Raw genomic sequence first — 26,956 nt, forward strand, 5'->3', positions numbered from 1 at the left:
GCACACCCTGGGGAGAACGAACGCGCCCCAGCGGTAAATGTGTGCGTTCGATTCGACGCGGATCGAATCGACCGTCGACCCGGCGGCCTCCGTCGGGCCGACCGCGCTCCGGCGCACCGAACAGTCCCGTCGGGGGGACGAGACGTTGATATCGGCTCCGACCTAGTCGTCACATGGTCGCGAGCACCACCGACGCGTTCGCGGACAGTATCGTGAGCACCTGCCGGACGGCGATCGGAGACTCCCTCCGGAGCGTCATCTACTTCACCCCCGAGGAGTTCGATCTCCTGTATCTCCGGCGCGACCTGTACCTCGACGGAGCGGAGCGGGCCCGCGAGGTCAAATCGGTGTTCGTCGAGAACGAACGCCTGGGCTTTTCCTCCCGGGAGACGTACAGCCAACTCTCGATGGAGCCCGACACCGAACCGGAGATCGGCGAGTACGAGTTCACCATCAGGGTGTTCTCCGACGGATTCGTAAACCGGGTCATCGTCGGCGATCACGGCGTCATCCTGACGACCGACGGGCTCGACATCGACGGGTTCGAAGATCTCGCGATCACCCTCCGGAAGCTCCTCGCGGAGGGCTGAGCCGATCGAACTCACGTCCCGCGTGAGATTCACGAGCGTCACACGTACCCGCGCGCCGATAAGGTGAAAAATCGGCAAGGAAGTATATGCGTCGCGCTGGTCTCGAACGAAACGATGGAGGATTTCGGCTCGGACACCGATCGCCGTCCCGAGAGCGCGGAACCGACCTTCGGTGCCGACGAGGGCCTGCTCGACGCGCTGTTCGAGGCGCTCGCGCACGCGCGGCGACGTCGCGTTCTCCGGACGCTAGATCGACACGGGACGGAACTCGCGCTCGCGGACCTCGCGGACGAAATCGCCGTTCGAGAGCGGAACGCGGTTATCACCGAGATTCCGGCGGACGTCGTCAAGCGGCTCTACATGTCGCTGTATCACACGCACGTTCCGAAGCTGTCCGAGGCCGATCTGGTCCGGTACGATCAGGAACGGGACGCGGTCGCGTCGGGCGCGAACTTCCGGCGCGTCGCGCCGTTTTTGCGCACCGACGCGCTGGGTGACGACCGGTTCGTGTAACCGCCTTCGGTCCCCCGTTGGACCCCGTCGGCGAGGCCGACCGAAACGATTACCCGCAACCCTGCGTCAGGAGGTGGCATGACGGACAACCACTGGATCGGCGACACGTTCACGAGCGATGTCGGCTGGGATCACCTCGAAGCGCTCGTCGATATCGGCGATCGCATGGCCGGGAGTCCGGGCGAGCGGGAGGCGATGGTGCGAACGCGCGACGCGCTCGCGGAGGTCGGCGCTCGGGACGCCCGGATCGACGAGTTCGAGATCCAGGGGTGGGTTCGCGGGTCGAGCGCGGTCTACGGCGACGGTGTCGTCGCCGCGGACGACGTCAGAGACTGCGTCGCCCTTCCCCGCAGTCCGAGCGGGGCCGTCGCGGGCGAACTCGTCGATCTGGGCTACGGCCTGCCGGACGATTTCGAGGCCGACGTGGAGGGGAAGGTCGTCGTCGTCTCCTCGACGGTCCCCGACCACTACGACCGCTTCATCCACCGCCGCGAGAAGTACTACTACGCCGTCGAAAACGGCGCGGCGGCGTTCGTCTTCTCGAACCACGTCGAGGGGTGTCTCCCGCCGACGGGGAGCGTCGGAACGACGGAGTCGCCGATCGGAGAGATCCCGGCGGTCGGCGTGAGCAAGGAGCTCGGCGCGCGACTCGTCCGGCGGTTCGAGGGCGACGACGTGACCGTCGAGGTCGACTGCGATACCCCTCGCGCGACGAGCGGCAACGTCTCCGCCGACGTCGGCCCGGACACGGACGAGGCGGTGCTCGTGACGAGCCACCTCGACGCCCACGACATCGCGGAGGGGGCGATGGACAACGGCGCGGGGACTGCGATGGTCGTCGAACTCGCGCGGGCGCTTTCCGCCCGCGAGGCCGAACTCGACACGCGGATCCGGTTCGTTTGCTACGGGGCGGAGGAGGTCGGCCTCGTCGGTTCCGCACACGAGGCGGCGCGCGCCGACCTCGATCGCGTCAAGGCGGTCGTAAACGGCGACGGCGTCGCCGCTGGCCGCACGCTGACGTTCCACACCCACGGCTTCGAGGGGCTCGCCGACGCGGCGAGCGACGTCGCCGATCGATTCCGGCACCCGGTCACCGTCGTCCCCGACCAGCTGCCGCACAGCGACCACTGGCCGTTCGTCCGGCGCGGCGTCCCGGGTTGCATGGTCGCGAGCGAGACGGAGAGTCGCGGCCGCGGCTGGGGGCACACTTTCGCCGACACGCTCGACAAACTCGAACCCCGGACGCTCCGCGAACAGGCGATCCTCCTCACCGAGTTCGTCGTCGAACTCGCCGACGCCGACGTCGAGATCGAGCGCACGGAGCCGGCGGCGATCGCCGCCGCGCTCGAAGCCGAAAATCAAGCGAAGGGGATGAAGATCACCGGCGACTGGCCCTTCTGAGCCGGCGTCGACGCCGATCCGCCCCTCCGTCGCCCCCTCCATCATCCCCTCCGCGTTTCCGCTCCGCCTCGTCGCCGAATCACGCAGCCTTTTACCCCCGGACGGAAAACGTCCGGTGATGATCGACGCGCGGTCGCCGGAGGGGTTCGGGTGAGAGTCGCGCTCCGGGGGGAGGACAGCGCCGTCCGACGAGCCGTCGTCGCCGGCGGCGGCGAGGTCGTGGCACCCGACGACGCCGAGGTGATCCTCGCGGTCGGCGAGCGCGCGCTGGCCGACGCCGCGCTCTCCCGCCCCGACGCGCCGGTGCTTCCGCTCTCGCTCGACGAGGCGGCCGAGGGGTACTACTCGCGCTTCGTCGAGGCGTTCTGCGACCGCGTCGAGGCGTTTTTCGCGGGCGAGTGGACGACGGACGAGCACCCCCTCCTGTCCGTCGAGGTCGACGGGGCGATCGCCGCGGAAGCCGCGCTCGACGTGCTCCTCGTCACCAGCGAACCGGCGCGCATCTCCGAGTACGCCGTCCGAACCGAGCGCGATCGACTGGACGCCTTTCGCGCCGACGGCGTCGTCGTGGCGACGCCGCTCGGCAGCGACGGCTACGCGCGCGCCGCCGGCGGTCCCCTCCTCGCGCCGGGGACGGGTCTCGTCGTCGTCCCGGTGTCCCCGTTCGCCACGCGGTCGGAGCGGTGGGTCGTTCCGACGGAGGCGACGATGTCGGTCGAACGGGACGAAGGACCGGTCTCGCTCGTGGTCGACGGGCGGGAGGTCCGCGGGATCGACCCCGGACAGCGGGTTCGCGTCCGCATCGACGGCGCGGTCTCGCTCGTTCGCCCGCCCGCCGGGACGTAGCGGCGGACGGATTGGAAAAACTCTAATGAGTTACGGTCCGAGGGAAGAGTATGCAACCCCTGCAGTTCCTGATCCCCATCGAGCAGATCGACGCGATCGGGCCGGCGCTCCCCTTCGCGGCGCTCGTGCTCGTGCTCGCGAACATCGTGACGCGGTACCTCGGCCACCGGTCGAACCGCGAACAACTCGCGAACGACGAGCCGATCACCCGGTACGCGCCGCACACCGCCACGACGGCGCTTTTGATACTCACGTCGTTCGCGTACGTGCTCGTCGAGGCCCACGGCGGCATCATCCTCTCGATGTTCGTGATCGGGATGTTCATGGCCGACTTCTTCGAGTTCGAGGCACGGCAGGTCGAAGCGCGAAACGATCTCGCGTTCGAGGCCCCGAAGAGCGCCATCGCCGCCTCGGTGTTCGCGTTCCTGTACGCGGCGTACCAGAGCCTCTTTTTCCTCGTCGCCGATTACTGGGGCGCGGTGGTCTGAGGCGATCACGCGCATCCGGTTCACGGCACCGATCTCGGGGGTGAGCCGTTCCGTTCGCGTATCCGGCGAGCTCCGTCACGCGCCGTCGCGCACGAACTCGCTCGTCGGGCGCTCGTCTCGGAGAAGCGTCGACGTCTTCGATCGGTTTCGCCCATCGTCGCGACCGCCGGAAACCGCTATCGTCCGCTACCCGTATATCCCACCGATGGACGCCTCGATATCGACGCTGTTGGACGCTCCGCCCGATCGAGTGTGGGAGGAAGTACAAAAGCCCGCGCTGCTCGCGCACGTCGCCGCACCCCTCGTCAGTTTCGAACCCGTGAACCCGCGTTCGCTGCCGGACACGTGGGAGGAGGGTGGCTACCTCGTGGGTCTGAAACTGTTCGGCGCGGTGCCGCTCGGAACGCAGACGATTCGCATCTCGAACGTGCGGGTCGACGACACGCCCGGCGAACGGTTCTACCGAATTCGAGACGACGGAACCGGTCGAATCGCGTCGGAGTGGACTCACGTGATCTCGATCCGAGAGACGTCCGACGGAAAAACGGTTTACGTCGACGAGGTCGAGGTGAAGGCGGGGGTCCTCACGCCGGTGGTCTGGTCGTTTGCCAGCCTCTTCTATCGGTATCGACAACACCGGTTGCGAAAGCTCGTCGCGAACGGGTTCGAATACTGAGGTCACCGGCGCCCAAATACGAGGGCGAACCCGGTTCGACGGTCCGACGTTAGCTCGATTCCTTCCGCTCGTTGTACGCCCGGCGCGCCTCTCGCCCGGCGGGGATGAGGATCCAGAAGGTCAACGCGCCGAGCAGCGCGAACCAGAGGAACACGTCGATGAGCGGGATCGCGATCGCGTCGAAGAGGGTCTCCGCCTCCGGGGGCGATTCGATCAACTGCTTCGTGCTCTCGAAGGATTCCGTCTGGTACCACCCCGCCAGCACCATCCACGCGAGGCCTGCCCCGGTGAAGATACCGAGCCCTTTGATGAACTCGTCAGCCATTGTTTGATCCTTCGCCGGAGTCCTCTTGAGACTTTCCCATTCCCCGGGCGCGGAATCTCGTTCCGAGCACGTAGACGCCGGCCCCGAAGCCGATGATCGCGAGCCCGAAGAGCGCGACGAGCGCGTTCACCACGCTCTCGTCGACGGCGACGCCCACCGCGGAGAACACCGCGAGCAGGGCGTCGCGGAGGGGGCTCACCTGGAGCGTCGCGGCGTCGAGCAGTACGAACCCGAGGACGACGCAGACGACGGCGATGAGCGTCGAGAACACGGTGACGGTCTTGTACAGCCGCATCGGAACGACGACGTCCCGACGACCGCTTCCGTCCGTCGTCTCGGACGCGTTCGGCTCGCTCTCATCCGCTCGTCGGCTCTTCGGATCAGTCATACGGTGAAAAACGGTCGATCGGTCGCGTTACTTCGGCGGCCTGAGCATGTAGTACCGGCGGTTGAGGTCGTACATGTACCCCTCGCGCATCGTCTTCAACACCGCGTAGGTGACGATCCCGGCGACGATGGGGAGGAGGAACGTCAGGTCGAAAAGCAGCGGCACGTCGAGCGGGACGAGGTTCTGCACCGCCAGCACGCTGATGGTAAAGGCGAAGACGACGCCGCCGACGCCGACAGCCGCCCAGAACGGCTGCTCGACCGGCCGACGCGCGCTCCCCTTGTTCAGGAACGGCACGATCGCGATCGCGCCGACGATGACGACGTTCGCCAGCACGCCGTACGTCCGGTCGGCCATGATCTTCTCGCCGCCGAGGATCGCCAGGTCGGGGTTGAGCGGGGTGAGTTTCAGCAGGCCGAACGACCAGTACAGGTACCAGTCGGGGAGGATGATGTGCGGCGTCGAACTCGGGTCCGCGGGTTCGCCGAGGTGCGGCGGCATCGTCGCCGAGAGGAACAGGATCATCCCGACGAAAAAGCACGCGATCGAGAGGTTCCGGATGATCTCGTGGGGCCACGTCGGGAAGCCGAGCACGTCGCGCTCGATGTACGTCGACTCCCCTCTGAGGTCCTGATCCTCGCGCCGGGCGCGCTCGAAGTACTCGTACGTCAACCGCGAGAGACCCGTCGTCCGCTCCTTTCGCTCGCGCCACGTCGGCGTCTCGTCGTCGGGTGCGACGATGCCGGTCCCGTCGGCGCGAACCTCCGTGCCGTCGTCCGTGTTTGGATCGTTTGTGTCGGTCATGGTGTGCTCCGATCAGTGTGGTTCCGCGATGCCCTGCACCCAGACGATGCCGATGTGGATCGCGATGAGCGTCGTCACCACGAACGGGAGCAGGAACACGTGTAAGATGTACATCCGCTGTAACGTCGCCTGCGTCAGCGTGAAGCCGCCGAACAGTAGCTGTGCGACCCACTCGCCCGCGAGCGGGATCGAGAGGCTCATCTCGACGCCGATCTGTCCGGCCCAGAACGCAAGCTGGTCCCACGTCAGCAGGTAGCCGGTGTACCCGAAGACCATCGTCAGCGAGATGAGCACGATGCCGAGGAGCCAGTTGAGCTCGCGCGGCTCCTTGTACGCGCCGGTGAAGTACACGCGGAGCATGTGGAGGAACACCGCCGCGACCATCACCTGCGCGGCCCACCGGTGGATGCTCCGGAGCATGAAGCCGAACTGGAGTTCGGTCATGATGTACCGGAGCGCCTCGTACGCGACGGTCGCATCGCCCGACTCGGCCGTCGACGGCGCGTAGTAAAAGCCGAGGAGCGCGCCGCTGATCGCGGCCACGATGTACGCGAGCGTCGAAAACAGCCCGAGCGTGTACAGGGGATACCAGTACCAGAACTTGTTGTCGAGGTTGTACTGTTCGGTGTGGCTCTTCGGCATCTGGAGGTTGATCCGGTAGTAGAGGGTTTCGAGGATCTCCAGGTAGTCGACGATGCGAAAGCGCGTGTCGAGCCAGATGAGCGCCGTGAGGAAGGTCGTCTCGACCGGCGTGAGGTCCTTCTCCTTCATCCAACCCTTGTGGTCGAAGTCGTCTTTTTTCTCTAGGCTCATGTGTTACCTCTTGTAGTAGGGGTAGATCGCGCGCTTTACGTGCTCCCACGCGTCGCCGGCCCCCACCTCCGCCCCGTCGACCTGGTCCTCGCGGACGTAGAGGTCCTCCCACTTGCGACGGCGCTTTTTCACGATCATCACGTCCGGCAGGAACTCCTTGCGGTACAGCGCGAGGATGAACGCGAGGTCGATGAACACGACCGTGAGGACGCCCCCGAGGAACATGTTTCCGATGTCGGTGAGGCCCCACCCGGACAGGAGTCCGTAGGCGAACAGGAACACGAAGGCGACTTCGATCGCGGTCAGGAGGACGATCGCGATCGCGGCCGCCGTGCTCTCTCGCGCCGGCTCGTAGCGGTGGATGTCGCCGTAGGAACTCTCGGACGAGGACATTACGACCTCCCTCCGGTGTTACCCGTGTTGGGCGACTCGCCGTACTTCAGGATGTAGAAGGTGTAGATGATCGTCACGACGATGCCGAGGATGGTCGACGCGCCGACCCAGTGGGCCTGGATCGGCACGCCGAGTTCGTGAAGTTCCTTCTCGCCGGGACCGCCCTCGCCGGTGCTCGGGTTTTGCGTGACGACGAGCGTTCCGACCATGCCGGCCGATTCGTGGGGCGTGCAGACGTACTCGTATTCCGCTTCCTCCTCGAACGTGTGTTCGTACTCGAAGCCCGAGTTCTCGATGTTCTCGTGGCCCCAGTCGCCCTCGCTCGGGACGACGTTGTGCCCGTCCGACTCCCAGACGAACGTCACCGTCGTCCCGGGCGCAACTTCGAGCTCTTCGGGGTCGAACGAGAGGTCGCCGCCGGGACCGACGATGACCTCCTCGGAGCCGCCACCGCCGCCACCACCGCCGTCGCCGCCACCGCCGTCTTCCTGTGCGGCGGCCGTTCCGGCCGACGCCGCGACTGCGGCGGACCCTCCGGCCGTGCGTAAAAAGTCCCGCCTATTCATACAAACGACACTGAGGATGGGACGCGCTTAAACCCACCGACTCCACCGCGTCTCACACCCCGGTTCAACGGTTCTCAGTCTCGCGTTCTCGCCGGTCGCGGTCGGGCGCGTTCGCGTCGTCGGAAAGCGGAAGGAAGTCGGGACGCTCGCCGCCTTCGAGGCCGACCGCGCGGAGCCGGTTTCGGTACTCCTCCGCGCGGAATCGATCCGACAGCCGGGCGTTTGCGACGACGAGAAAGAGAAAGAGGCCGACGAGGAAGAACAGGAACCCGGCGACCGGGGCGACGATGGTGTCCACGTCGGTACCGAGCCACGCGGCGAACAGTCCGAACCCGGCGAGTATCTGCATCGCGGCGACGATCTGGAGCATCCAGTTGCCGAGTTGGCCGGATCCTTCGGCCACCTCTTCGGGGGAGGGCAACGAGACGTCCTCGGGCGGCTCCGGTACCTCGTACCGCTCCATCGAACAGAGCGCGACCGTCGGCTTCACGTCGCGGAGCACGGTCCCGCGCCCCTCGACGCTGCCGTCGGGGAAGACGACGGCGTACCCCTCGTCGGAGTACGCGACGAGCCGTTCTTCGCCGCCCTCTTCGATCCGTTCGAGCACCGCGAACACGTCGCGATCGGCGATACGCGCCGTCAGATCCCTCTCGACGCGGTCGAGCAGCTCCTCGCCGGTGATCCACGAGTCGGGGTCGAAGACGGCCTCCCACTCTTCGAGCGACATCTCCGCCATGTCCCTCGGGCCGAAGTTCTCGAAGTCGTACTTCTCTTCGACCTGCCGCCGGAGGGTTTCCAACTCGTCGTCCGCGCCGGCCGACTCGTCCGCGTCGGTGGCCGTTCCGTCGGCGTCTTCCGGCCCGTCGTCCGGCGTCTCCGCCGACGTCGATGACGGGTCGCTCATCGTCTCTCGACTACTCCCTACACGCGTATACGCTTTCCGACCCTCGTCCGACGCGTCGGGCGCTTCTCGACCACGTCCGGCGCGCCGCGCTTTCCCCGAACGGGTTCGGGTCCTTTCGAGCCGGACGAAATTCGGTCCCTTTACCCCGAGGGGGGTTCAACACACGCCGATGGTAGGCGAGACGGCCATCGCGACGCTGGCCGCGCTGATGGTCACCGCGAGCTTTCCCTTCTACCTCTACGGCGCGTGGATCATGATCGACGCGGAAACGGTGACGTGGGACGTGCTCACGTACCACCTCACGTTCATCGCCGTCGGGTTGGCGCTGAACACGATCCCCGTCGTCGCGTGGATGATCCCGCGCCTGCTCCAGCAACTCGGCGGCCTCGCGGTGCTCCACGCAATTTTGGGGCTGCAGGCGTACGCGATGCTCGTGTTCGCGCTCACGGGGATCGTCCGGATCTTCCAGGCGAAGCACCGGGCGAACCTCTACCGCGACCCCGACCAGGACGTCGACCTCGACGACCTCCACGAGAACATGGGTGCCTGGCGGGGGCGGCTCAGGATCGGCGTGTTCGGCTACGTGCTGTTTTGGATCGGCGCGTATCTGATCGGCGTCTACCGCTACGTGCTCCTGTACCTGCTCTGAACGGCGGGAAAAACGCGGTCGTCGGTTGCGGTGCGCCGCCTTCGCCGGGTCGGGGATCGGGTTAGCTCTGGTACGGTTCCTCGTCGCGGTGGCGATCGGGGTTCTCCTGCTCCGCCGCTTTCTCCTCTCGAACCTCGGACCGCTGTTCGACCTCGCGTTCGCGCTCCTCCGCTTCGGCCTCGGCTTCCGCCTCCCGTCGTTCCGCCTCGGCCTCCTCTTTTTCCTCCTCGTCCTCGTCTTCGCCCTGAACGGGGAGGTCGGTGTCCTCTTCGAGGTCGATCCCGTGTTCGTCTTTCGTCATGGGTCCGGTTTCGACGGTCGGCCCGTTATGTATTCTGGCCGCTCCCGTCGACCCCGACTCACCCCCACGGCTCGCCGCTCGCCAGATCGACCTCGTGATCGAGTTTCGACGACGGACAGACGTCTTCGAGCACGCAGTCCCCGCAGTCGGGGTTGATGGCCGTACACGTCGCCCGGCCGTGGCTGATGAGGAGGTGGGTGTACTGCTGCCAGTCCGCCTCGGGAACGATCGACATGAGGTCGCGCTCGATCCCCTTCGGGTACTCCTCCTCCGTGATTCCGAGTCGACGCGAGAGCCGTCGGACGTGCGTGTCGACGACGACGCCCTCGACCACGTCGTGGCCGTGCTGGAGGACGACGTTCGCGGTCTTCCGACCGACGCCCGTCAGTTCCGTCAGTTCCTCCATCGTGTCCGGCACCTCGCCGCCGTGCTCTTCGACGATGGTCTCGGCGGCGCTCTTGAGCCACTTCGCCTTGTTGTTGTGGTAGGTGATCGAACCGATGTCGTCGGAGAGTTCGTCCACGTCGGCGGTCGCGTAGTCCTCGGGGGTCCGATACTTCTCGAAGAGGTCCGCGGTGACCCCGTTCACCCGCTCGTCGGTGCACTGCGCGGAGAGCACGACAGCCACGAGAAGTTCGAGCCGGTTCGAGAAATCGAGCGAGATGGTCGAGTCCGGATACTCGTCGTACAGGCGATCGAGGACTTCGAGAACCTGCTCCTCTCGGGGTTCCAGCGGGGTGCCCATACGACCACGTCGAAACCGAGCGTGTTGAGTGATTCGAAGTCGGCAGCCGCCCCGAGGGCACCCGGCGGCGAAGAGTTAAGCCGGCCCGCTCCGACCGATCCCGCATGAACCTCCCCGGCGAGTTCGACCACGAATCGTGGCGCACGGCGATCGGCGTCGGCGCGGGCTACGGACTCATTTTGCTCGTGATGTTCGCGCTCCTGTTTCTCGTCCCCTACCTGCTCTTTGTCGCGCTATAGGCGTCACCGTCGGTGCCTTGCGAGTACGCTCGCTCCGCGGGATGAAAAGCGGGAGAAAACAGCTTCGGCGAGCGCACGCCGGGGAGCGTCGAGACGGGGGGACGGTCGAGGGCGCAGCGATCAGGCGAACGCGCGGGACACGTCGGCGTCGTCGTCGGATTCCGCCTGGATCTTCTCCCACGCGCCGAGGAAGTCGCGCATGTAGATCTCCGTGCGGTCGTCGCGGATGGCGAACATGCCGGCCTCGGTGCAGATCGCCTTGATGTCCGCGCCGGAGGCGTCGTCGGTGAGTTCTGCGAGCCTGGCGAAGTCGACGTCGTCGTCGACGTTCATCTTGCGCGTGTGGATCTTGAAGATGATCTCGCGGCCCTCGTCGGTGGGCTTCGGCACCTCGATGAGGCGGTCGAACCGACCCGGCCGGAGGATGGCGGGGTCGAGCATGTCGAAGCGGTTGGTCGCGGCGATGATGCGGATCTCCCCGCGGTCGGAGAAGCCGTCCATCTCCGAGAGCAGTTGCATCATCGTCCGCTGGACCTCCGCGTCCCCGGAGGTCTTCGAATCGGTCCGCTTCGAGGCGATGGCGTCGATCTCGTCGATGAACAGCACCGCCGGTTCGTTCTCCCGGGCGACCTCGAAGAGGTCGCGGACGAGCTTCGCGCCCTCGCCGATGAACTTGTGGACGAGCTCGGAGCCGGCCATCTTGATGAACGTCGCGTCCGTCTGGTTCGCGACGGCCTTCGCGAGCATCGTCTTGCCCGTGCCCGGCGGGCCGTACAGCAACACGCCCGACGGCGGGTCGATGCCGACGGTCTCGAACATGTCGGGGCGGTCGAGCGGCATCTCGACCGTCTCGCGGACCTCCTGCATCTGTTCTTCGAGCCCGCCGATGTCCTCGTACGTGACGTCGGGGCTGTGTTCGACCTGCATCACGCGGGCGCGGACGTCGGTCTCGTTTTCGAGCTTCTTGACGATGGAGAGCGAGTTGTTGACGGCGACGCGGGCGTCGGGTTCCAGATCCGACCGCATCTCCTCCGTGACCTCCGTCAGCGCCTCCTGGTTGTTCCCGTGCTGTTTGATGACGACGCCCTCCTCGGAGATCTCTTGGACCGTCGCGACGAAGAGGGGGGACTGCTTCAGCTTCTTGTTTTCGTGCGTCAGCCGCTCGAGCTTCTGCTGATACTTGTTGTTCTCGGCGTTCGCGTCGAGCAGCTTGTCCCGCATCTCCTCGTTTTGGGATTCGAGGACCTCGAGACGCTCCTGGAGTACCTCGATTTTCTCCTGCTGCGACGCCGCCTCCTCGTCGTACGGCAGGTCGACGTCGTCCACAGTATCGGTCATCGTTCGCCTTAGGTCGGTGGTGGATAAGAGACTTCGGGTCGCATACTCCCCCGACAGCTACGAACGATGAAATGCACCAAAGTAATATTTCTGTATGGTAAATATTATTACCTTGTATCCCCCACTCCGGGGCAGATGACGTGCACCACAGAGGCGGTCGGGAGCGACGAACCCGCGGATCGGTGGGGGCCCGTTCGTGAGATGCCGCCGAGCGCGAAACTCGTCGCGAAGGTCCTCGATTACAACGACACGCTGACGCAGAGCCAACTCGCCGAGGAGACGCTGTTGCCGCCGCGAACGGTCAGATACGCCCTGACCCGACTCGAGGAGGAGGACGTCGTCGAGTCGCGGTTTTCCTTCTCCGACGCGCGAAAGCGTCTCTACACGCTGAACGTTTAAGTACGAAGGCGGCTCCAGACGCCCCGTGGCGAATCCGACGGCGGTGAAACGGGCCCTCCGCGCGCTCGCAGAGCGGCGCGACCGACGCGGCGGTCGGGACTATCGGGACGAGATCCGGGCCGGAGCCGACGCGATGGACGCCGTCGTCGACGCGGCGGCGTTCTGCGAGGGCCACGACGACGGTGGTCGTCGCGGTGGGAATCGCGACGGAGACGGCCTCCGCCGACTCCGGGCGGCGGTCCGCGCGGCCGAGCGGCGCGGCGACAGGGACGCGGCCCGGCGGGGACAGCGCGCGCTCGCCGTCGTCGAGCGGTACCGTCGAACCGTCGAGCGGTGTCGACGCGTCGCCGGGGAACCCCGCACCGATACGGCGGTCGAACCAGCCGACGACGACGGGATACGCCGGCCGGATCACTTTCGCCCCGGTCGCACAACGATTTTACCGGGTCGTAGCCAAGGGTGGGACAGATGACTCGGGTGATCCACACCGGCGACACCCACATCGGGTACCAGCAGTACCACTCGCCGGAGCGACGACGGGACTTTCTCGCGGCGTTCGAGCAGGTCGTGGCGGACGCCGTCGACGGCGACTTCGACGCGGTGGTTCACGCCGGCGACCTCTTTCACGATCGCCGACCCGAACTGCAGGATCTCCTCGGAACGCTCTCCGCGCTCAGGACGCTGAGCGACGCCGACGTTCCCTTCCTCGCGATCGTCGGCAATCACGAATCTACCCGCGGGGGCCAGTGGCTCGACCTGTTCGAGCGGCTCGGCCTCGCGGTTCGACTCGGTCGCGAACCGCGGGTGATCGGCGACACGGCCTTCTACGGACTGGATCACGTCCCTCCGTCGCGGCGCGACGAACTCGACTATCGCTTCGAGCCGCACGACGCCTCGCACGCGGCCCTCGTCGCGCACGGGTTGTTCACGCCGTTCGCGCACGCGAACTGGGACACGGAAGCCGTCCTCGACGCGTCGAACGTCGCGTTCGACGCCGTCCTCCTCGGGGACAATCACGTCACCGACACGGCGAAGGTGAAGGGCGCGTGGGTCACCTACTGCGGTTCGACCGAGCGGGCGAGCGCGGCCGAACGCGCCGGCCGGGGGTACAACGTCGTCGAGTTCGACGGGGACGCGGACGTCCGTCGGCGGGCGCTCGACACGCGGCCGTTCGCGTTCGTCGAGGTCGACCTCGCCGAGGGCGAAGGGGTCGACCGCGTGCGCGAGCAGGTCGGCCAGCACGACCTGTCGGACGCGGTCGTCGTCGTCGAGATCGCGGGCGACGGCGAGCCGGTGACGCCCGCGGCCGTCGAGGAGTTCGCGACGGACCGGGGGGCGCTCGTCGTCCGCGTCACCGACCGGCGGGAAGTGGACACCGAGGCGGAACTCTCCGTGACCTTCGCCGACCCGGACGAGGCGGTCCGCGAGCGCATCGCCGAACTGGGGCTCTCGGCGGCCGCCATCGACGTCGACGAGACGGTCCGGGCGAGCAAGGTCGCCGACGCGAACGTCCGCGACGACGTGCGGACCCGGGTCGAGCGGCTCGTCGACGAGGAACCGGGCGCCTTCGCGCGCGCGCCACCGGCGAGAGACGGTCCGGAGGACGAGAGAGAGGCCGACGACGAGTCTGCTGACGAAGGCACCGCTGACGGGCCGGGGGCCGACGAAGCGAGCGCGAGCGACGGCGCGGCAGCGCCCGACGCCGGTGCGGACGTCGACGCCGAGCGGCCTTCCGCTTCGGCGTCCGACGACGGCCAGGTCTCGATGGAGGACTTCCTGTGAGATTCGACCGCATCCGGCTCGTGAACTTCAAACCGTACGAGGACACCGACCTCACCCTCCGCGACGGGGTGACGGTCATCCACGGGTTGAACGGCAGCGGGAAGTCGTCGCTGCTCGAAGCGTGCTTTTTCGCCCTCTACGGGTCGAAATCGCTCGACGGAACGCTCGACGACGCTATCACGAACGGCGAGGAGGACGCGGAGATCGACCTGTGGTTCACCCACGACGGCGACGAGTACCACATCGAGCGCCGACTCCGTCGGTCGGGCGACCGCACGCTCACCGCGAAGTGCGTTCTCACGGGGCCGGAATCGACCGTCGACGGCGCGCGCGACGTGCGCCGGCGCGTGACGGACATGCTCAGGATGGACGCGGAGGCGTTCGTCAACTGCGCGTACGTTCGACAGGGGGAGGTGAACAAGCTCATCAACGCGACGCCCTCCCAGCGGCAGGACATGATCGACGACCTCCTCCAGCTCGGCAAGCTCGAAGCCTATCGGGAGCGCGCGGCGGACGCTCGACTCGGCGTGAACGACGTGCTCGCGGACAAGCGTGGCCGGCTCTCCGAACTCGACTCCCAGATCGAAGCCAAGGAGGACCAGAACCTCCACGAGCGACTCAACGGCCTCGAATCCGAACTCGGAAGCGTCGTCGACGAGCTCGAACACTACGAGACACAGCGGGAGAAGGCGGAACGAACCCGAGACGAGGCGAAACGGGTCCTCGACGGGTACGAAGAAAAGCGCGAGGATCTCGCCCGCCTCGCCGAGGAGATCGAGGAGCTGGAGGAGAAGATCTCCGAGACGGAAGCCGAACGCGACGACCGTCGAGACGAGATCCGCGAGGCTCGCGAACGGATCGACGAGCGCGCCGACGAGATCGACGGGTTGCTCGCGGACTCGTCGATCGAGCGCGCCGATCCGGACGCGATCGAGTCGCGACGCGCCGCGCTCGCGGAGCGCCGGACCGAACTCGACGAGCGGCTCTCGGACCTTCGAGCGAAGGTCACGATGCTCTCGAACCAGGCGGAGAAGCTGACCGAACGCGCCGACGAGTGCGACGCGCGCGCGGACGAAAAACGAGACAGAGCCGACGACCTGCGCACGGCCGTCGAGGCGGCGACGGACGAACTCGAACGGCGGGGCGAATCGCTCGCGGAACTCGACGCGGAACGCGCCGACCTCGAAGAACGCTTCGACGACGCGCCGATCGCGCCCGGCGAGGCCGCTGCGTACGAGTCGGAGCTCCGGGCCGAGCGCGCCGACCTTCGCGACGAGGAGGCCGAGACGAGGGCCGACCTCGAAAGCGCCGCGACGCGCGTCGAAGAGGCCGAGGCGCTGCTCGACGAGGGGAAGTGTCCGGAGTGCGGCCAGCCGGTCGACGGATCCCCACACCTCGACGCGATCGACGCGGACAGAGAGCGCGTCGAGTCGCTCGAAGCGGAGCTGGAGGCCGTCCGCGAACGCCGATCGGCGCTCGAGGACGACGTCGACGAAGCGGCCGCGCTCGCGGAGGCGGAGCGGCGGATCGAGGAACTCCGCAGCAGCAGGGAGATGTTCGAAGAGCGGATCGAGGAGAAGACGCGCGAGATCGACGAAAAGCGCGATCTGATCGACGAGCTCGAATCCGACGCGGACGGGCTGGCGGCCGAGGCGGAAGAGAAACGCGACGTCGCGTCGGAGAAGACGTCCGAGGTCGACGACGTTCGCGACGCGATCGACGCGGTCGAAGCCGACCGGGAGGAGGTCGAAACGGCGCGCGACCGGCTCGACCGAATCGAGGCGCTTCGCTCCGAAATCGACGACGCGGAGGGGCGGATCGACCGGCTCCGCGAGCGGCGCGAGAGCCTCGCGGAACTCAACGACGAGCGTCGCGACCGGCTGGACGAAAAGCGTTCGAGGCGGACCGAACTCCGCGACGGCGTCGACGACGAGCGGATACGGCAGGCGCGAAAGCGGAAGGCGAAGGCCGAAGACTACATCGAGCGGGTGGCGGACGAGCTCGACTCGCTCGCGGACCGTCGCGACGAGTTACAGAGCGCCGTCGGCGGCGTCGAACAGGACATCGCGCAGCTGGAGACGCTCCGCGAACAGCGCGACGCCCTCGTGGGACGCGTCGACGCGCTCTCGTCGCTCCACGAGGAGACGGAGGCCCTCGAACGGATGTACGGTGACCTCCGGTCGGAGCTCCGCCGTCGAAACGTGGAGAGCCTCGAACGGATGCTGAACGAGACGTTCGACCTCGTCTACGGCAACGACGCGTACTCCCGGATCCGGCTCGACGGGGAGTACGAACTCACCGTGTTCCAGAAGGACGGAACCGCGCTCGAACCCGAGCAGCTCTCGGGCGGCGAGCGGGCGCTCTTCAACCTCAGTCTGCGCTGTGCCATCTACCGGTTGCTCGCCGAGGGGATCGACGGGGCCGCCCCCATGCCGCCGCTCATCCTCGACGAGCCGACGGTGTTTCTGGATTCGGGGCACGTCTCCCGACTCGTCGACCTCGTCTCGGAGATGCGCGCGCTCGGCGTCCGTCAGATCGTCATCGTCAGCCACGACGACGAACTCGTCGGCGCGGCGGACGACCTCGTCACCGTCGAGAAGAACTCGACGACGAACCGCTCGGCCGTCAGGCGCGAGGAGGCGGCGCTCGTCGCCGAGCTCGAATCCCCGGCGGACGACTGACGCTCACCCCCTGAGCGATCCGATCGCCTCGCTCGCGAGATCGGTCGCCTCGTACCCGCGTTCGCCGTAGACGCGAGCCTCCTCGACGAGTCCGGCGGCGCGGAACTCCGCGAGCAGGCCGTAGAGGTCGCTCTCGCAGAGGTCGTACGCGTCGAGCAGCTCGACCGCGGGGAGCGGTCCCCGATCGACGAGTTCGACGAGGAGGCCGAGCGCGCGGTCGGTCGGAACCGCGGTGAGCACGCGTCGGACCGGCGCGGGGACGCCGGCGGCGGCGGCGACGAGCGGCGACTCCCCGTCGACCGGGTCGAGGTCGTCGTTTCTCACGTACCGCTCCTCGCCCGTTCCGGGGTCGCGCACGAGACTCGACGAGCCGGACCGCTTGAGGAGGAGGTACCGCTTTCCGGACGAATCTCGGACCGTCTGCATACGCGGAGGCTGGCGGCGCGCGCGGTTAGGCGTTCCGCCCGCTTTCGCTCGTCCGCCGACGGCGATCGTCGGTCGGGCGCTCCTCGTCGTCCGCGCCCTCCGTCTCGCTCGATTCCCGCTCGTCGTCTTCGCTCTCGCCGCTGCGGCTCCGTCTGAACTCGTGGTAGACCTGTGCCGTTCGGAGCAGCGCGAGGAGCCCCCCGCCGGTCAGCGCGAGCCCGAGCGTCCACTGGCCGCGGAAGTAGATGAGAAGCGCCCCGAGGCTGAGCCCGAACAGCCCCACGTTGACGAAGAAGACGCTGGCCCAGAACGCCCCGGAGACGTCGCTCGCGGCGTCGGCGCGCGGCCGGCTCGGTTGGCGCGGTTCGGGCGCCCTCGGGACGCTCGGCAGCTCGCGTTCGGGGTCGCCCCACCTGGCTTCGGGGTTCGGTTCGTCCGGCTCGTCGGGCCACGGATCGTCCGACTCGTCGGACGGCGGATCGGCGGACACGACCGGATCGTCGGTCGGCAGCGAAGAAAAACGTTCGACTTCAGGCGTGCTCTTTCAGCCGGATCGCTCGCGCCGCCTGCACCCACGCGAGCGGGTTCTCCGCGTCGTAAAACACGACGCCGGAATCCGTTTCGTACGACTCTATCGTCCCGACGTCGGGGTCTTCACCCTGCGACGCCGATTCGGTGTCCATCTCGTCCCACCGTTCGTCGCTGGCGTCGTTGACCATTGCATGACATGGTATCGCATGACACAATATATGTTTTGTGGATTCCCTCACCGAATGAATGCTCAGATGAGGTCGTCGTCCGGGCCCGGGCCGACGAGCAGCGTGTTCTTGACGAGTCCCCCGTGTCCTCGACGGAGTCGCTCCGAGAGCGCCTGGTGGGAGATTTCGAGTTCTTCGGCGACGTCGCTCAGCGTCGCCTCCCGCGGAATGTCGTAGTAGCCCGATTCCGCGGCCGTCACGAGCGACTCGTGCTGTTCGCTCGTCAGACCGTACTGGCCGTGATTGCGGTCGTCGAGGTCGTAGATGCTCGCAACCTGTAGCGAAAACCCCTCGCGCTCGCAGAAGTCGTACGTCGAAGAGAGGGACGCGCGATCGGGAAACAGCACGCGGAGGTGCCAGCGGTCGTCCCGTCCGACGGCGGTGAGGACCGTCGCGTCCTCGTCGAGGAGGATGTGCGCGACGACGCGGACGTCGCTCACCCAGTTCATCTGGTACAGCCACTCGTCGTCCAGGTCCGCGAGGAGCTGGACGTTCTCGACGCTCGGGTCGGCGTCGAGCGCGGCGTCGACCGCCTCGCGATCGGCCCCGTCGGCGGTCAGCCAGACGAACGGGAAGACCCGGTCCCGTTCGAACGCGACGACGCGCTCGACCTCTGCTTCGGCGCTTTCCACCCGGTCGAAGGTTTCGACGAGCGCGAATTCGTCGGCCGGAAGCCCCAACTCGGCTATTGTGCTCATCCGATCCGAGAGAGTACCGCGACCGGCATAAACTCCCGGACACGTCGGTCGGTGCGGCGACACCGCGGGGGTTTTTATCCGCCGGAGCAAAGCACCGACACGATGAAACAGAGCGGGTTCGACGACTTCGCGGTCGGGGGCGGTGACGCCGACCGCCCGACGGAGGAGGCCGCCGCCGTCGCGGGCAACGGCGGCGGGGCGACCGCGGAGGTCATCGACGCCTCCGAACTGCGGTTCCCGGAGGCGGACGGAACGGTCGACGTCGCCGTGGCGCAGGTCGATTACACCATCGAAGGACAGGGTTCCGACGAGTACCCCGTCATCCACGTCTTCGGCCGCACGTCGGACAACGAGCCGGTTCACGTCCGCGTCCTCGGCTTTCGGCCGTACTTTTACGCGCCGACGGACGGGCTCACCGACGAGGCGCTCGACCGCGACTCGATCACCGGCACCGAGGACGGCTACCGGAGCATCCGGGGCGAGAGCCTCACCAAGATCTACGGTCGAACGCCGCGCGACGTGGGGAGGATGCGGGACGACTTCGACCACTACGAGGCGGACATCCTCTTTCCCAACCGGTTCCTCATCGACAAGGACATCGGCGGCGGCGTCCGCGTGCCCGACCGCCGGCTGGACGACGGCACGATTCAGGTGCCGCACACCGAGGTCGAATCGGTCGAGGCCGACGCCGACCTCCGCGTGAACACGTTCGACATCGAGGTCGACGACCGGTCGGGCTTCCCCGAGGACGGCGAGGAACCGATCGTCTGTCTGACGAGCCACGACTCGTACCGGGACGAGTACGTCGCGTGGCTCTACGAGGCCCCCGACGGGACCGGCGAGATTCCCGACGCGCTCGACGGGTACGACCCCTACCGGGACGGAACCGACGTCGACGTTCGCTCGTTCGAGACGGAGGACGCCATGCTCGACGCCTTCATCGCGTACATCGAGAAGACGGATCCGGACGTCCTCACGGGCTGGAACTTCGAGGACTTCGACGCGCCGTACTTCCTCGATCGGCTGGAGGTCCTCAACCCGCGGAGCGAGCACGATCTCAGCGCCGGCCGCCTCTCTCGCGTGAACGAGGTCTGGCGAAGCGGCTGGGGCGGCCCCGACATCAAGGGGCGGGTCGTGTTCGACCTGCTGTACGCCTACCGGCGGACGCAGTTCTCGGAGCTGGAGTCGTACCGGCTGGACGCCGTGGGCGAACTCGAACTCGACGTGGGCAAGGAGCGCTACTCGGGCGACATCGGCGACCTCTGGGAGGAGAACCCGACGCGGCTGCTGGAGTACAACGTGCGCGACGTGGAGCTCTGCGTGGAGATCGACCGCAAACAGGAGGTGATCCCCTTCTGGGACGAGGTGCGGACGTTCGTCGGCTGCCTCCTCGAAGACGCGCCGACCCCCGGCGACGCGGTGGACATCTACGTGCTCCACAAGGTCCACGGGAACTACGCGCTCCCGTCGAAGGGGCAGGCCGACGCCGAGGAGTACGAGGGCGGCGCGGTGTTCGATCCGATCACGGGCGTCAAGGAGAACGTCACCGTGCTCGACCTGAAATCGCTGTACCCGATGTGCATGGTGACGATCAACGCCAGCCCCGAGACGAAGGTCGGCCCCGATTACGACGGCGAGACGTACCTCGCGCCGAACGGCACCGAGTTCCGAAAGGAACCGGACGGCATCATCCGGGCGATGGTCGACGAGCTGCTCACCGAGCGCGAGAACAAGAAGAACCGCCGGGACGAACACGCCCCCGACGCCGACGCGTACAAGATCTACGATCGACAGCAGGCCGCCGTGAAGGTGATCATGAACTCGCTGTACGGGGTGCTAGGCTGGGATCGCTTCCGCCTCTACGACAAGGAGATGGGCGCGGCCGTGACGGCGACGGGGCGCGAGGTCATCGCGTTCACGCAGACCGCCGCAAACGAGATCGACTACGAGGTCGCCTACGGCGACAGTGTGACCGGCGACCGCCCCGTGGTCGTACGTGACCCGACCGGCAGGGTTCGGCTCCTCCCGATCGAGGAGCTCTTCGAGCAGGGCCGACCGGAGGCGACTTCGGAAGTGCTCATCACCGCGGACGGCGGTCCGGTCGCCGCGACGACTCTCGGGAAGGAGCGTCGAGCGGTCGACGGATGGGAAGCGCTCTCCGTGAACGAGAACGGCGAGTCAGAGTGGCAACCGATCAAGCAGGCGATCAGGCACGAAACGGACAAACCGATCGTCACACTTCAGCACATGTTCGGAGAGTCGACGACGACTCGCGACCATTCGTACGTCGTCGACGTGGACGGCGAACTGACGGAAGCCAGTCCGGACGACGTGGACGAACCGCGTCGGGTCGACGGACTCCCGGACGTCGACGCGGTCGAGACGATCGACGTGTACGAGATCCTCAGCGGGTACGAACGCGAATACGAGGACGGGCGGAGCGTCGGTAGTGCTCACTCCCGAACGAAGGTAAAACGCGTCCGCGCCGACGACGAATACGTCTGGTTCGGACACGAACACCACCGTGATCAACCGAAGACCGTCCGCGTCCAGCGCTACATCGATGTCGACAGCGAGGACGGGTACGCGCTCGTCAGACTCCTCGCGGCGTACGTTGCCGAAGGAAGCTCTTCGACGGCCGAAACGACGGAGAGTCGCTACGGCGCGAGCATCGCGGAGTCGCGGCGGGAGTGGCTCGAACAACTCCGGCGTGACTACTACCGACTGTTCGACAATACGACCGCAAGCATCGTCGAGAGTGACGTGCGCGACGAACGTCGTCTGCCGTCCGAACCCGGCTCCGACGGAACGGTGCTGAGGTACGACGATCGGACGCTCAAGCTCCAGATGATGAACGAACTCGCGGCGGTGTTCTTCCGGGAGTTTGCGGGGCAAACGTGCCGAGGAAAGCGCGTTCCGTCGTTCGTCTTTCACCTCCCCGACGAACTCCAGACGCTGTTCATCCGGACCGCGGTCGAGGGTGACGGATCGAGAACGTTCCCGCGATACTCCGACGCGTACGCCGAGCGAAACTTCGACTTCGAGACGGTGAGCCGAGAACTCGCTGCCGGGCTGTCGATGTTGCTCACCCAGCGCGGGCAGAAACACTCGCTGAAATACCGAGCTTCGAAGGGCTCGTACACGATTCGCACCTGCGATTACTACCGCGAGGGTCGCGACCCGGCTCTCACCGAAGTCGAGTACGACGGCTACGTGTACGACCTCAGCGTCGAAAAGAACGAGAACTTCGTCGACGGCGTCGGCGGGATCGTTCTCCACAACACCGACAGCGTCATGCTCGAACTCGGCCCCGACGTGACGAAGGAGGACGCCATCGAGCAGTCCTTCGAAATCGAGTCGCACATCAACGCCTCCTACGACGAGTTCGCGCGCGAGGAGCTCGGCGCGGCGGAGCACCGCTTCGAGATCGAGTTCGAGAAACTGTACCGTCGGTTCTTCCAGGCGGGCCGCAAGAAGCGCTACGCCGGCCACATCGTCTGGAAGGAGGGGCAGGACGTCGACGACATCGACATCACGGGCTTCGAGTACAAACGCTCCGACATCGCCCCGATCACGAAGCGGGTGCAAAAGCGGGTCATCGAGATGATCGTCACCGGGGAGGATCTCGAGGAGGTCAAACGCTACGTCCACGAGGTCATCACCGACTTCCAGGCGGGGAACGTGGACTTCGACGACGTCGGCATCCCCGGCGGGATCGGCAAGCGCCTCGACGGCTACGACACCGACACCGCGCAGGTGCGGGGTGCGAAGTACGCCAACCTCCTCCTCGGGACCAACTTCCAGCGCGGCAGCAAGCCGAAACGGCTGTACCTGAAGAAGGTCCACCCGTCGTTCTTCCGGCGGATGGAGGACGAGCGAGGGTTCGATCCGCAGCGCGATCCCCTGTACGCGGAGTTCAAGCGCGACCCCGACGTCATCTGCTTCGAGTACGCCGATCAGGTGCCGGACGAGTTCGAAGTCGACTGGGAGAAGATGCTCGACAAGACGCTGAAAGGCCCCATCGCGCGGGTCATCGAAGCGCTCGACATCTCCTGGGACGAAGTGAAGAGCGGACAGCAACAGACCGGCCTCGGCAGCTTCCTCTGAGCTGCCACACCGGGTCTCGAACCGGGGACCGCTCGAATCGTCCGCCGACCGCCGACCGTCGATCACCGACCACCGACCGTCGATCGACGTTCGTCCGCGATCGATTGCACAAACGGAAAATAAATTTTCTCAGGGCGGAAATCGTAGGGGGTAAATGCGTAAGCATTATGGAGCGGACTCGCCACCGTTCGAGTACGAGGCAACCAACCAACCATGGCGACACTCGAAATCAAGAACCTCCACGCCGAGGTCGCGGTCGAGGACGGTGAGAAGATCCTTCGGGGCGTCGATCTCGAAGTGAACTCGGGCGAGATCCACGCCCTCATGGGACCGAACGGGTCCGGCAAGTCGACGACAGCGAAGGTCATCGCCGGCCACCCCGCCTACGAGGTGACGGACGGAGAGGTGCTACTCCACCTCGACGGGGACGAGTTCGGCGCGGACTTCGAGATCCCCGAGGACATGCGCACGTGGGATCTCCTCGACCTCGAACCGAACGAGCGCGCGGCGCTCGGGATCTTCCTCGGCTTCCAGTACCCCGCCGAGATCGAGGGCGTCACGATGACGAACTTCCTCCGCACGGCGCTCAACGCCAAGATCGAAGAGCGCGAGGAGCTCTTCGAGGAGGACGGCGACGAGGTCGACGAGGACGAGGACGTCGGGTACGACACGTCGCCGATGGAAGGCCCCGTCGACGAGGGCGAGGTCGGCGTCGCCGAGTTCCAGCAGCTGCTGAAGGAGAAGATGGAGCTCCTCGACATGGACGAGAAGTTCGCCCAGCGCTACCTCAACGCCGGCTTCTCCGGCGGCGAGAAGAAGCAGAACGAGGTGCTGCAGGCGGCCATTCTGGAGCCGTCTATCGCGGTGCTCGACGAGATCGACTCCGGGCTGGACATCGACCGCCTGCAGGACGTCTCGAAGGGGATCAACGCCCTCCGCGACGAGCAGGGGACGGGCGTCCTCCAGATCACCCACTACCAGCGCATCCTCGACTACGTCGAGCCCGACGTGGTCCACATCATGCTCGACGGCGAGGTCGTCATGGAGGGCGGCCCGGAGCTCGCACAGGAGCTGGAGGAGAAGGGCTACGACTGGGTCCGCGAGCAGGTGTACGAGGCCGCGTAACCGGATGCAGCTAGCAGAGCCTACATAAGTTAGCGAACGTAAACACGTTACAATGAGTTCCGAGCAAGACCACCTCAAGGAAACCGACACCGAGGCCCGCTTCGAGTTCAAGAAGGAGCAGAAGGCCGCGTTCAAGGCCGACAAGGGTCTCACCGAGGAGACGATCCGTCTCATCTCGGAGGACAAAGACGAACCGGAGTGGATGCTGAAGCGCCGCCTCCGCGCGCTGAAGCAGTTCCAGAAGATGCCGATGCCGACCGACTGGCCGGGACAGCCCGACCTCTCGGAGGTCGACGTGAACCAGATCGTCCCGTACATCCGCCCGGACATCGAGACGCGCGGCGGCGCGGAGTCGTGGGACGACCTGCCGGAGGAGATCCGCGACACGTTCGACAAGCTGGGCATCCCCGAAGCCGAGCGCAACGCGCTCTCGGGCGTCGGCGCCCAGTACGAATCCGAGATCGTCTACCAGAACATGCAAGAACAGTGGCAGGAAAAGGGCGTCGTCTTCATGGACATGGACCGGGCGGTCCAGGAGCACCCCGACATCGTCCGCGAGTACTTCATGACGAAGTGCGTGCCGCCGTCGGACAACAAGTTCGCGGCGCTGCACGGCGCGATCTGGTCCGGCGGCTCCTTCGTCTACGTCCCCGAGGACGTGACCGTCGAGATGCCGGTCCAGGCGTACTTCCGGATGAACTCGGAAGGGATGGGCCAGTTCGAACACACCCTCATCGTCGCCGAGAAAGGATCGGAGGTCCACTACATCGAGGGCTGTTCCGCCCCGAAGTACTCCGCCTTCAACCTGCACTCGGGCGGCGTCGAGGTGTTCGTCGGCGAGGACGCGCACGTGCAGTACTCGACGGTGCAAAACTGGTCGAAGAACACGTACAACCTCAACACGAAGCGCGCGATCGTCGAGAAGGGCGGCCGCATGGAGTGGATCTCCGGCTCCATGGGCTCGAAGGCCACGATGCTCTACCCGGCGTCGATCCTGAAGGGCCGCGGCGCGTCGGACAACCACATCACCATCGCCTTCGCGGGCGAGGGGCAGAACATCGACACGGGCGCGAAGGTGTACCACAACGCCCCCGAGACCAAGTCGACCATCGAGTCGAAGTCGATCTCGAAGGACGGCGGCCGCACCAACTACCGCGGGCTGGTCCACATCGCCGACGGCGCGGCGAACTCCTCGACCTCGGTCGAGTGCGACGCGCTCATGTTCGACAACGAGTCCACCTCGGACACGATGCCGTACATGGAGATCAACGAGTCGACGGTGGACGTGGCACACGAGGCGACGGTGGGGAAGATCGGCGACGAGGACGTGTTCTACCTGCAGTCGCGCGGCCTCGACGACGACGACGCAAAGCAGATGATCGTCTCCGGGTTCATCGAGCCCATCACGGAGGAACTGCCGATCGAGTACGCGGTCGAACTCAACCGCCTCGTCGAACTCGAAATGGAGGGAAGCCTCGGGTAACCACCCCCGACGACAGACACACATGAGCACGCAACTGCCAGCCAACCTCTCCGAGGAGACGGTACGACAGCTCTCGGAGGAACGCGACGAACCGGAGTGGCTCCTCGAGGCGCGCCTCGACGCGCTCGCGGCCCTCGAAGAGCTCGAACTGCCCGACGTCATCCAGACGCCGGGTCGCCGATGGACGAACCTCGAACGGCTCGACTTCGAGGCGCTCGTCGACCCGCTCAACGCCGCCGACGCCACGGAGCGCGTCGCAGCGGAGGGGGCCGACGTGCTCTCGTTCGTCGAGGCGCTCTCGGAGCACGAGGAGCTGATCCGCGACGCGTTCGGCTCCGTCGTCGACCCCGAGACGAACTACCTGACGGCGCTTTCGACCGCGCTGTTCACGACGGGGACGTTCATCCACGTCCCGGCGGACGTGAACGCCGAGGACGTGAAGATCCGCGCCGAAATGAACTCCCGGTCGCTGTTCAGCCACACGCTCGTCGTGACGGAGGAGTCGAGTTCGCTGACGGTGCTGGAGCGGGTCACCTCCGGCGAGGAGATCGAGGGGGACCGCTACTTCAGCAACCTCGTCGAGGTCGTCGCCGGCGAGAACAGCTACGTCCAGTACGGGTCGCTCCAGAACGTCGACGAGAACACCTACTCGTACTCGCTGAAACGCGGCGACGCCGGCACGTACGCGACGGTAAACTGGATCGAGGGGAACCTCGGGTCCCGCCTCACGCGGAGCGACGTCGAGACGGAGCTCAACGGCGACGCGAGCGAGACGAAGATCGTCGGGGCGTTCTTCGGCCACGAGGATCAGCACTTCGACGTCAACGCCCGCGTCTGGCACAACGCCGAGCACACCACCGCGGACCTCGTCACCCGCGGCGTCCTCGACGACGAGGCGCGCTCGGTCTACGAGGGCGTCCAGCACGTCGGCCGCGAGGCGTGGGACACGAACTCCTACCAGCGCGAGAACACGCTAATGCTGTCGGACGAGAGCGAGGCCGACGCGTCTCCGAAGTTGATCATCAACAACCACGACACCGAGGCGAGTCACGCGGCGACCGTCGGACAGGTCGACAAGGAGGACCTGTTCTACATGACGTCGCGTTCGCTCCCCGACCGTCTCGCGCGCAACATGCTCGTCGAGGGCTTTTTCGTCCCCGTCCTCGACGAGATCGCGGTCGACGAGCTGCGCGACGACCTCGAAGAACTCATCGCCGCTCGGCTGCGCCCCTGACCGCGGGGTAGCCGAATAGACCGACGTCACCGGCACCGATCGCGGTTTTTCCGTTCGTATCGGTGGTGGCGACTCTCGGCGAAAAGTCCTGATTACGGCATCGATTGCCGCGAAACGGTCGACCGCCGTCCGTCCGTCCGGCGTGCCGATGTAACGTTATCGCCTCGGCGTCAGTGAATCCAGAGTGACATATGTGGAAACCGAGCGTTAAATCCAACAAATTTCTTATCACATGTGTTGATGAAATTTACACGTCTGGGGGCGTCTCGGACGGCGAGCAGTAT

Annotated in this window: 30 protein-coding genes; 16 read left to right on the plus strand and 14 right to left on the minus strand. The window is 66.3% G+C overall.

Translation table 11 applies throughout. The features are described 5' to 3' along the window. Positions 1-173 precede the first annotated feature (173 nt). The 6 genes from C3L37_RS12640 (at position 174) to C3L37_RS12665 (ending at position 4,514) form a co-directional block, all read left to right on the plus strand. Positions 174-590, plus strand: coding sequence for a DUF7522 family protein (locus C3L37_RS12640; RefSeq protein ID WP_129114971.1), 417 nt, complete (start codon positions 174-176; stop codon positions 588-590). Between the two features lie 114 nt (positions 591-704). Then, on the plus strand, positions 705-1,103 hold the full coding sequence (locus C3L37_RS12645) for a DUF7344 domain-containing protein (RefSeq protein WP_129114972.1): 399 nt from the start codon (positions 705-707) through the stop codon (positions 1,101-1,103). Between the two features lie 78 nt (positions 1,104-1,181). Beyond that, the gene (locus C3L37_RS12650) at positions 1,182-2,504 is read left to right on the plus strand and encodes a M28 family peptidase (RefSeq protein ID WP_129114973.1); all 1,323 of its coding nucleotides are present in this window, start codon (positions 1,182-1,184) and stop codon (positions 2,502-2,504) included. A 150-nt stretch (positions 2,505-2,654) separates the two neighbouring features. After that, positions 2,655-3,350, plus strand: coding sequence for an NAD(+)/NADH kinase (locus C3L37_RS12655; RefSeq protein WP_164974746.1), 696 nt, complete (start codon positions 2,655-2,657; stop codon positions 3,348-3,350). A gap of 50 nt (positions 3,351-3,400) precedes the next feature. Beyond that, positions 3,401-3,838: a DUF7313 family protein gene (locus tag C3L37_RS12660; protein ID WP_129114975.1), complete on the plus strand. Its 438-nt coding sequence runs from the start codon at positions 3,401-3,403 to the stop codon at positions 3,836-3,838. Positions 3,839-4,043: 205 nt separating this feature from the next. Beyond that, positions 4,044-4,514, plus strand: a complete 471-nt coding sequence (locus C3L37_RS12665; RefSeq protein WP_129114976.1) for a hypothetical protein — start codon at positions 4,044-4,046, stop codon at positions 4,512-4,514. Positions 4,515-4,563: 49 nt separating this feature from the next. Here C3L37_RS12665 and C3L37_RS12670 read toward each other — a convergent pair whose 3' ends face one another. From C3L37_RS12670 to C3L37_RS12700, 7 genes are all read right to left on the minus strand, one after another. After that, positions 4,564-4,839, minus strand: coding sequence for a DUF7314 family protein (locus C3L37_RS12670; protein WP_129114977.1), 276 nt, complete (start codon positions 4,837-4,839; stop codon positions 4,564-4,566). Beyond that, positions 4,832-5,227: a DUF7315 family membrane protein gene (locus C3L37_RS12675; RefSeq protein WP_449267284.1), complete on the minus strand. Its 396-nt coding sequence runs from the start codon at positions 5,225-5,227 to the stop codon at positions 4,832-4,834. The genes C3L37_RS12670 and C3L37_RS12675 overlap by 8 nt, the downstream gene beginning before the upstream one ends. A 27-nt stretch (positions 5,228-5,254) precedes the next feature. Next, a complete protein-coding gene (locus tag C3L37_RS12680) occupies positions 5,255-6,031 on the minus strand; it encodes a cytochrome bc complex cytochrome b subunit (protein ID WP_129114978.1) in 777 nt (258 codons plus the stop codon). Positions 6,032-6,043: 12 nt separating this feature from the next. Beyond that, the gene (locus C3L37_RS12685) at positions 6,044-6,844 is read right to left on the minus strand and encodes a cytochrome b (protein WP_129114979.1); all 801 of its coding nucleotides are present in this window, start codon (positions 6,842-6,844) and stop codon (positions 6,044-6,046) included. Between the two features lie 3 nt (positions 6,845-6,847). Beyond that, complete coding sequence (locus tag C3L37_RS12690; protein ID WP_129114980.1) at positions 6,848-7,237, minus strand: DUF7318 family protein; 390 nt, start codon at positions 7,235-7,237, stop codon at positions 6,848-6,850. Then, entirely contained in the window at positions 7,237-7,803 is a 567-nt protein-coding gene (locus tag C3L37_RS12695) for a plastocyanin/azurin family copper-binding protein (RefSeq protein WP_129114981.1), read from the minus strand. The genes C3L37_RS12690 and C3L37_RS12695 overlap by 1 nt, the downstream gene beginning before the upstream one ends. 64 nt (positions 7,804-7,867) lie before the next feature. After that, the gene (locus C3L37_RS12700) at positions 7,868-8,707 is read right to left on the minus strand and encodes a DUF7319 domain-containing protein (RefSeq protein ID WP_129114982.1); all 840 of its coding nucleotides are present in this window, start codon (positions 8,705-8,707) and stop codon (positions 7,868-7,870) included. Between the two features lie 169 nt (positions 8,708-8,876). Here C3L37_RS12700 and C3L37_RS12705 point away from each other — a divergent pair, with 169 nt between their 5' ends. After that, positions 8,877-9,356: a DUF7321 family protein gene (locus C3L37_RS12705; protein WP_129114983.1), complete on the plus strand. Its 480-nt coding sequence runs from the start codon at positions 8,877-8,879 to the stop codon at positions 9,354-9,356. Positions 9,357-9,417: 61 nt separating this feature from the next. Here C3L37_RS12705 and C3L37_RS12710 read toward each other — a convergent pair whose 3' ends face one another. Both C3L37_RS12710 and nth read right to left on the minus strand, forming a co-directional pair. After that, a complete protein-coding gene (locus tag C3L37_RS12710; RefSeq protein ID WP_129114984.1) occupies positions 9,418-9,657 on the minus strand; it encodes a hypothetical protein in 240 nt (79 codons plus the stop codon). A 58-nt stretch (positions 9,658-9,715) separates the two neighbouring features. Beyond that, positions 9,716-10,402: an endonuclease III gene (gene nth, locus C3L37_RS12715; RefSeq protein WP_129114985.1), complete on the minus strand. Its 687-nt coding sequence runs from the start codon at positions 10,400-10,402 to the stop codon at positions 9,716-9,718. A 104-nt stretch (positions 10,403-10,506) separates the two neighbouring features. Here nth and C3L37_RS25330 point away from each other — a divergent pair, with 104 nt between their 5' ends. Continuing rightward, positions 10,507-10,641 carry a hypothetical protein gene (locus tag C3L37_RS25330; RefSeq protein ID WP_267195319.1) on the plus strand — a complete coding sequence of 45 codons (135 nt, stop codon included), beginning with the start codon at positions 10,507-10,509 and terminating at the stop codon, positions 10,639-10,641. A 120-nt stretch (positions 10,642-10,761) separates the two neighbouring features. Here C3L37_RS25330 and pan1 read toward each other — a convergent pair whose 3' ends face one another. Beyond that, the gene (gene pan1 / locus C3L37_RS12720; protein WP_129114986.1) at positions 10,762-11,979 is read right to left on the minus strand and encodes a proteasome-activating nucleotidase Pan1; all 1,218 of its coding nucleotides are present in this window, start codon (positions 11,977-11,979) and stop codon (positions 10,762-10,764) included. A 135-nt stretch (positions 11,980-12,114) separates the two neighbouring features. On the opposite strand from pan1, the gene C3L37_RS12725 reads away from it, so the two are divergent. From C3L37_RS12725 to rad50, 4 genes are read left to right on the plus strand one after another with little or no spacing between them, the layout of a single operon-like run. Then, positions 12,115-12,378, plus strand: coding sequence for a MarR family transcriptional regulator (locus tag C3L37_RS12725; RefSeq protein ID WP_129114987.1), 264 nt, complete (start codon positions 12,115-12,117; stop codon positions 12,376-12,378). A gap of 25 nt (positions 12,379-12,403) precedes the next feature. Then, a complete protein-coding gene (locus C3L37_RS12730; RefSeq protein ID WP_129114988.1) occupies positions 12,404-12,850 on the plus strand; it encodes a hypothetical protein in 447 nt (148 codons plus the stop codon). Beyond that, positions 12,847-14,160, plus strand: coding sequence for a DNA double-strand break repair protein Mre11 (mre11, locus tag C3L37_RS12735; protein WP_129114989.1), 1,314 nt, complete (start codon positions 12,847-12,849; stop codon positions 14,158-14,160). Before C3L37_RS12730 ends, mre11 begins: the two co-directional genes overlap by 4 nt. Beyond that, complete coding sequence (gene rad50 / locus C3L37_RS12740; RefSeq protein ID WP_129114990.1) at positions 14,157-16,841, plus strand: DNA double-strand break repair ATPase Rad50; 2,685 nt, start codon at positions 14,157-14,159, stop codon at positions 16,839-16,841. Before mre11 ends, rad50 begins: the two co-directional genes overlap by 4 nt. A gap of 3 nt (positions 16,842-16,844) precedes the next feature. On the opposite strand, the gene C3L37_RS12745 is transcribed toward rad50, so the two are convergent. The 4 genes from C3L37_RS12745 to C3L37_RS12760 all read right to left on the minus strand — a co-directional run bounded on the left by C3L37_RS12745 (position 16,845) and on the right by C3L37_RS12760 (position 18,723). Next, positions 16,845-17,267, minus strand: a complete 423-nt coding sequence (locus C3L37_RS12745; RefSeq protein WP_129114991.1) for a DUF7346 family protein — start codon at positions 17,265-17,267, stop codon at positions 16,845-16,847. Positions 17,268-17,292: 25 nt separating this feature from the next. Further along, on the minus strand, positions 17,293-17,757 hold the full coding sequence (locus C3L37_RS12750; RefSeq protein ID WP_129114992.1) for a DUF7322 domain-containing protein: 465 nt from the start codon (positions 17,755-17,757) through the stop codon (positions 17,293-17,295). Between the two features lie 40 nt (positions 17,758-17,797). Continuing rightward, positions 17,798-17,986, minus strand: coding sequence for a DUF7331 family protein (locus C3L37_RS12755; RefSeq protein ID WP_129114993.1), 189 nt, complete (start codon positions 17,984-17,986; stop codon positions 17,798-17,800). Positions 17,987-18,048: 62 nt separating this feature from the next. Beyond that, positions 18,049-18,723 carry a helix-turn-helix domain-containing protein gene (locus C3L37_RS12760; protein WP_129114994.1) on the minus strand — a complete coding sequence of 225 codons (675 nt, stop codon included), beginning with the start codon at positions 18,721-18,723 and terminating at the stop codon, positions 18,049-18,051. A gap of 102 nt (positions 18,724-18,825) precedes the next feature. On the opposite strand from C3L37_RS12760, the gene C3L37_RS12765 reads away from it, so the two are divergent. From C3L37_RS12765 to sufD, 4 genes are all read left to right on the plus strand, one after another. Beyond that, positions 18,826-22,830: a DNA polymerase domain-containing protein gene (locus C3L37_RS12765; RefSeq protein ID WP_129114995.1), complete on the plus strand. Its 4,005-nt coding sequence runs from the start codon at positions 18,826-18,828 to the stop codon at positions 22,828-22,830. 213 nt (positions 22,831-23,043) lie between these two features. Then, entirely contained in the window at positions 23,044-23,955 is a 912-nt protein-coding gene (locus C3L37_RS12770) for an ABC transporter ATP-binding protein (RefSeq protein WP_129114996.1), read from the plus strand. A 52-nt stretch (positions 23,956-24,007) separates the two neighbouring features. Then, positions 24,008-25,438, plus strand: a complete 1,431-nt coding sequence (gene sufB / locus C3L37_RS12775; RefSeq protein ID WP_129114997.1) for a Fe-S cluster assembly protein SufB — start codon at positions 24,008-24,010, stop codon at positions 25,436-25,438. A 22-nt stretch (positions 25,439-25,460) separates the two neighbouring features. After that, entirely contained in the window at positions 25,461-26,672 is a 1,212-nt protein-coding gene (gene sufD / locus C3L37_RS12780) for a Fe-S cluster assembly protein SufD (protein WP_129114998.1), read from the plus strand. Positions 26,673-26,956 lie beyond the last annotated feature (284 nt).

The sequence above is a fragment of the Halegenticoccus tardaugens genome (assembly GCF_004116405.1).
Taxonomy (GTDB): Archaea; Halobacteriota; Halobacteria; order Halobacteriales; family Haloferacaceae; genus Halegenticoccus; species Halegenticoccus tardaugens.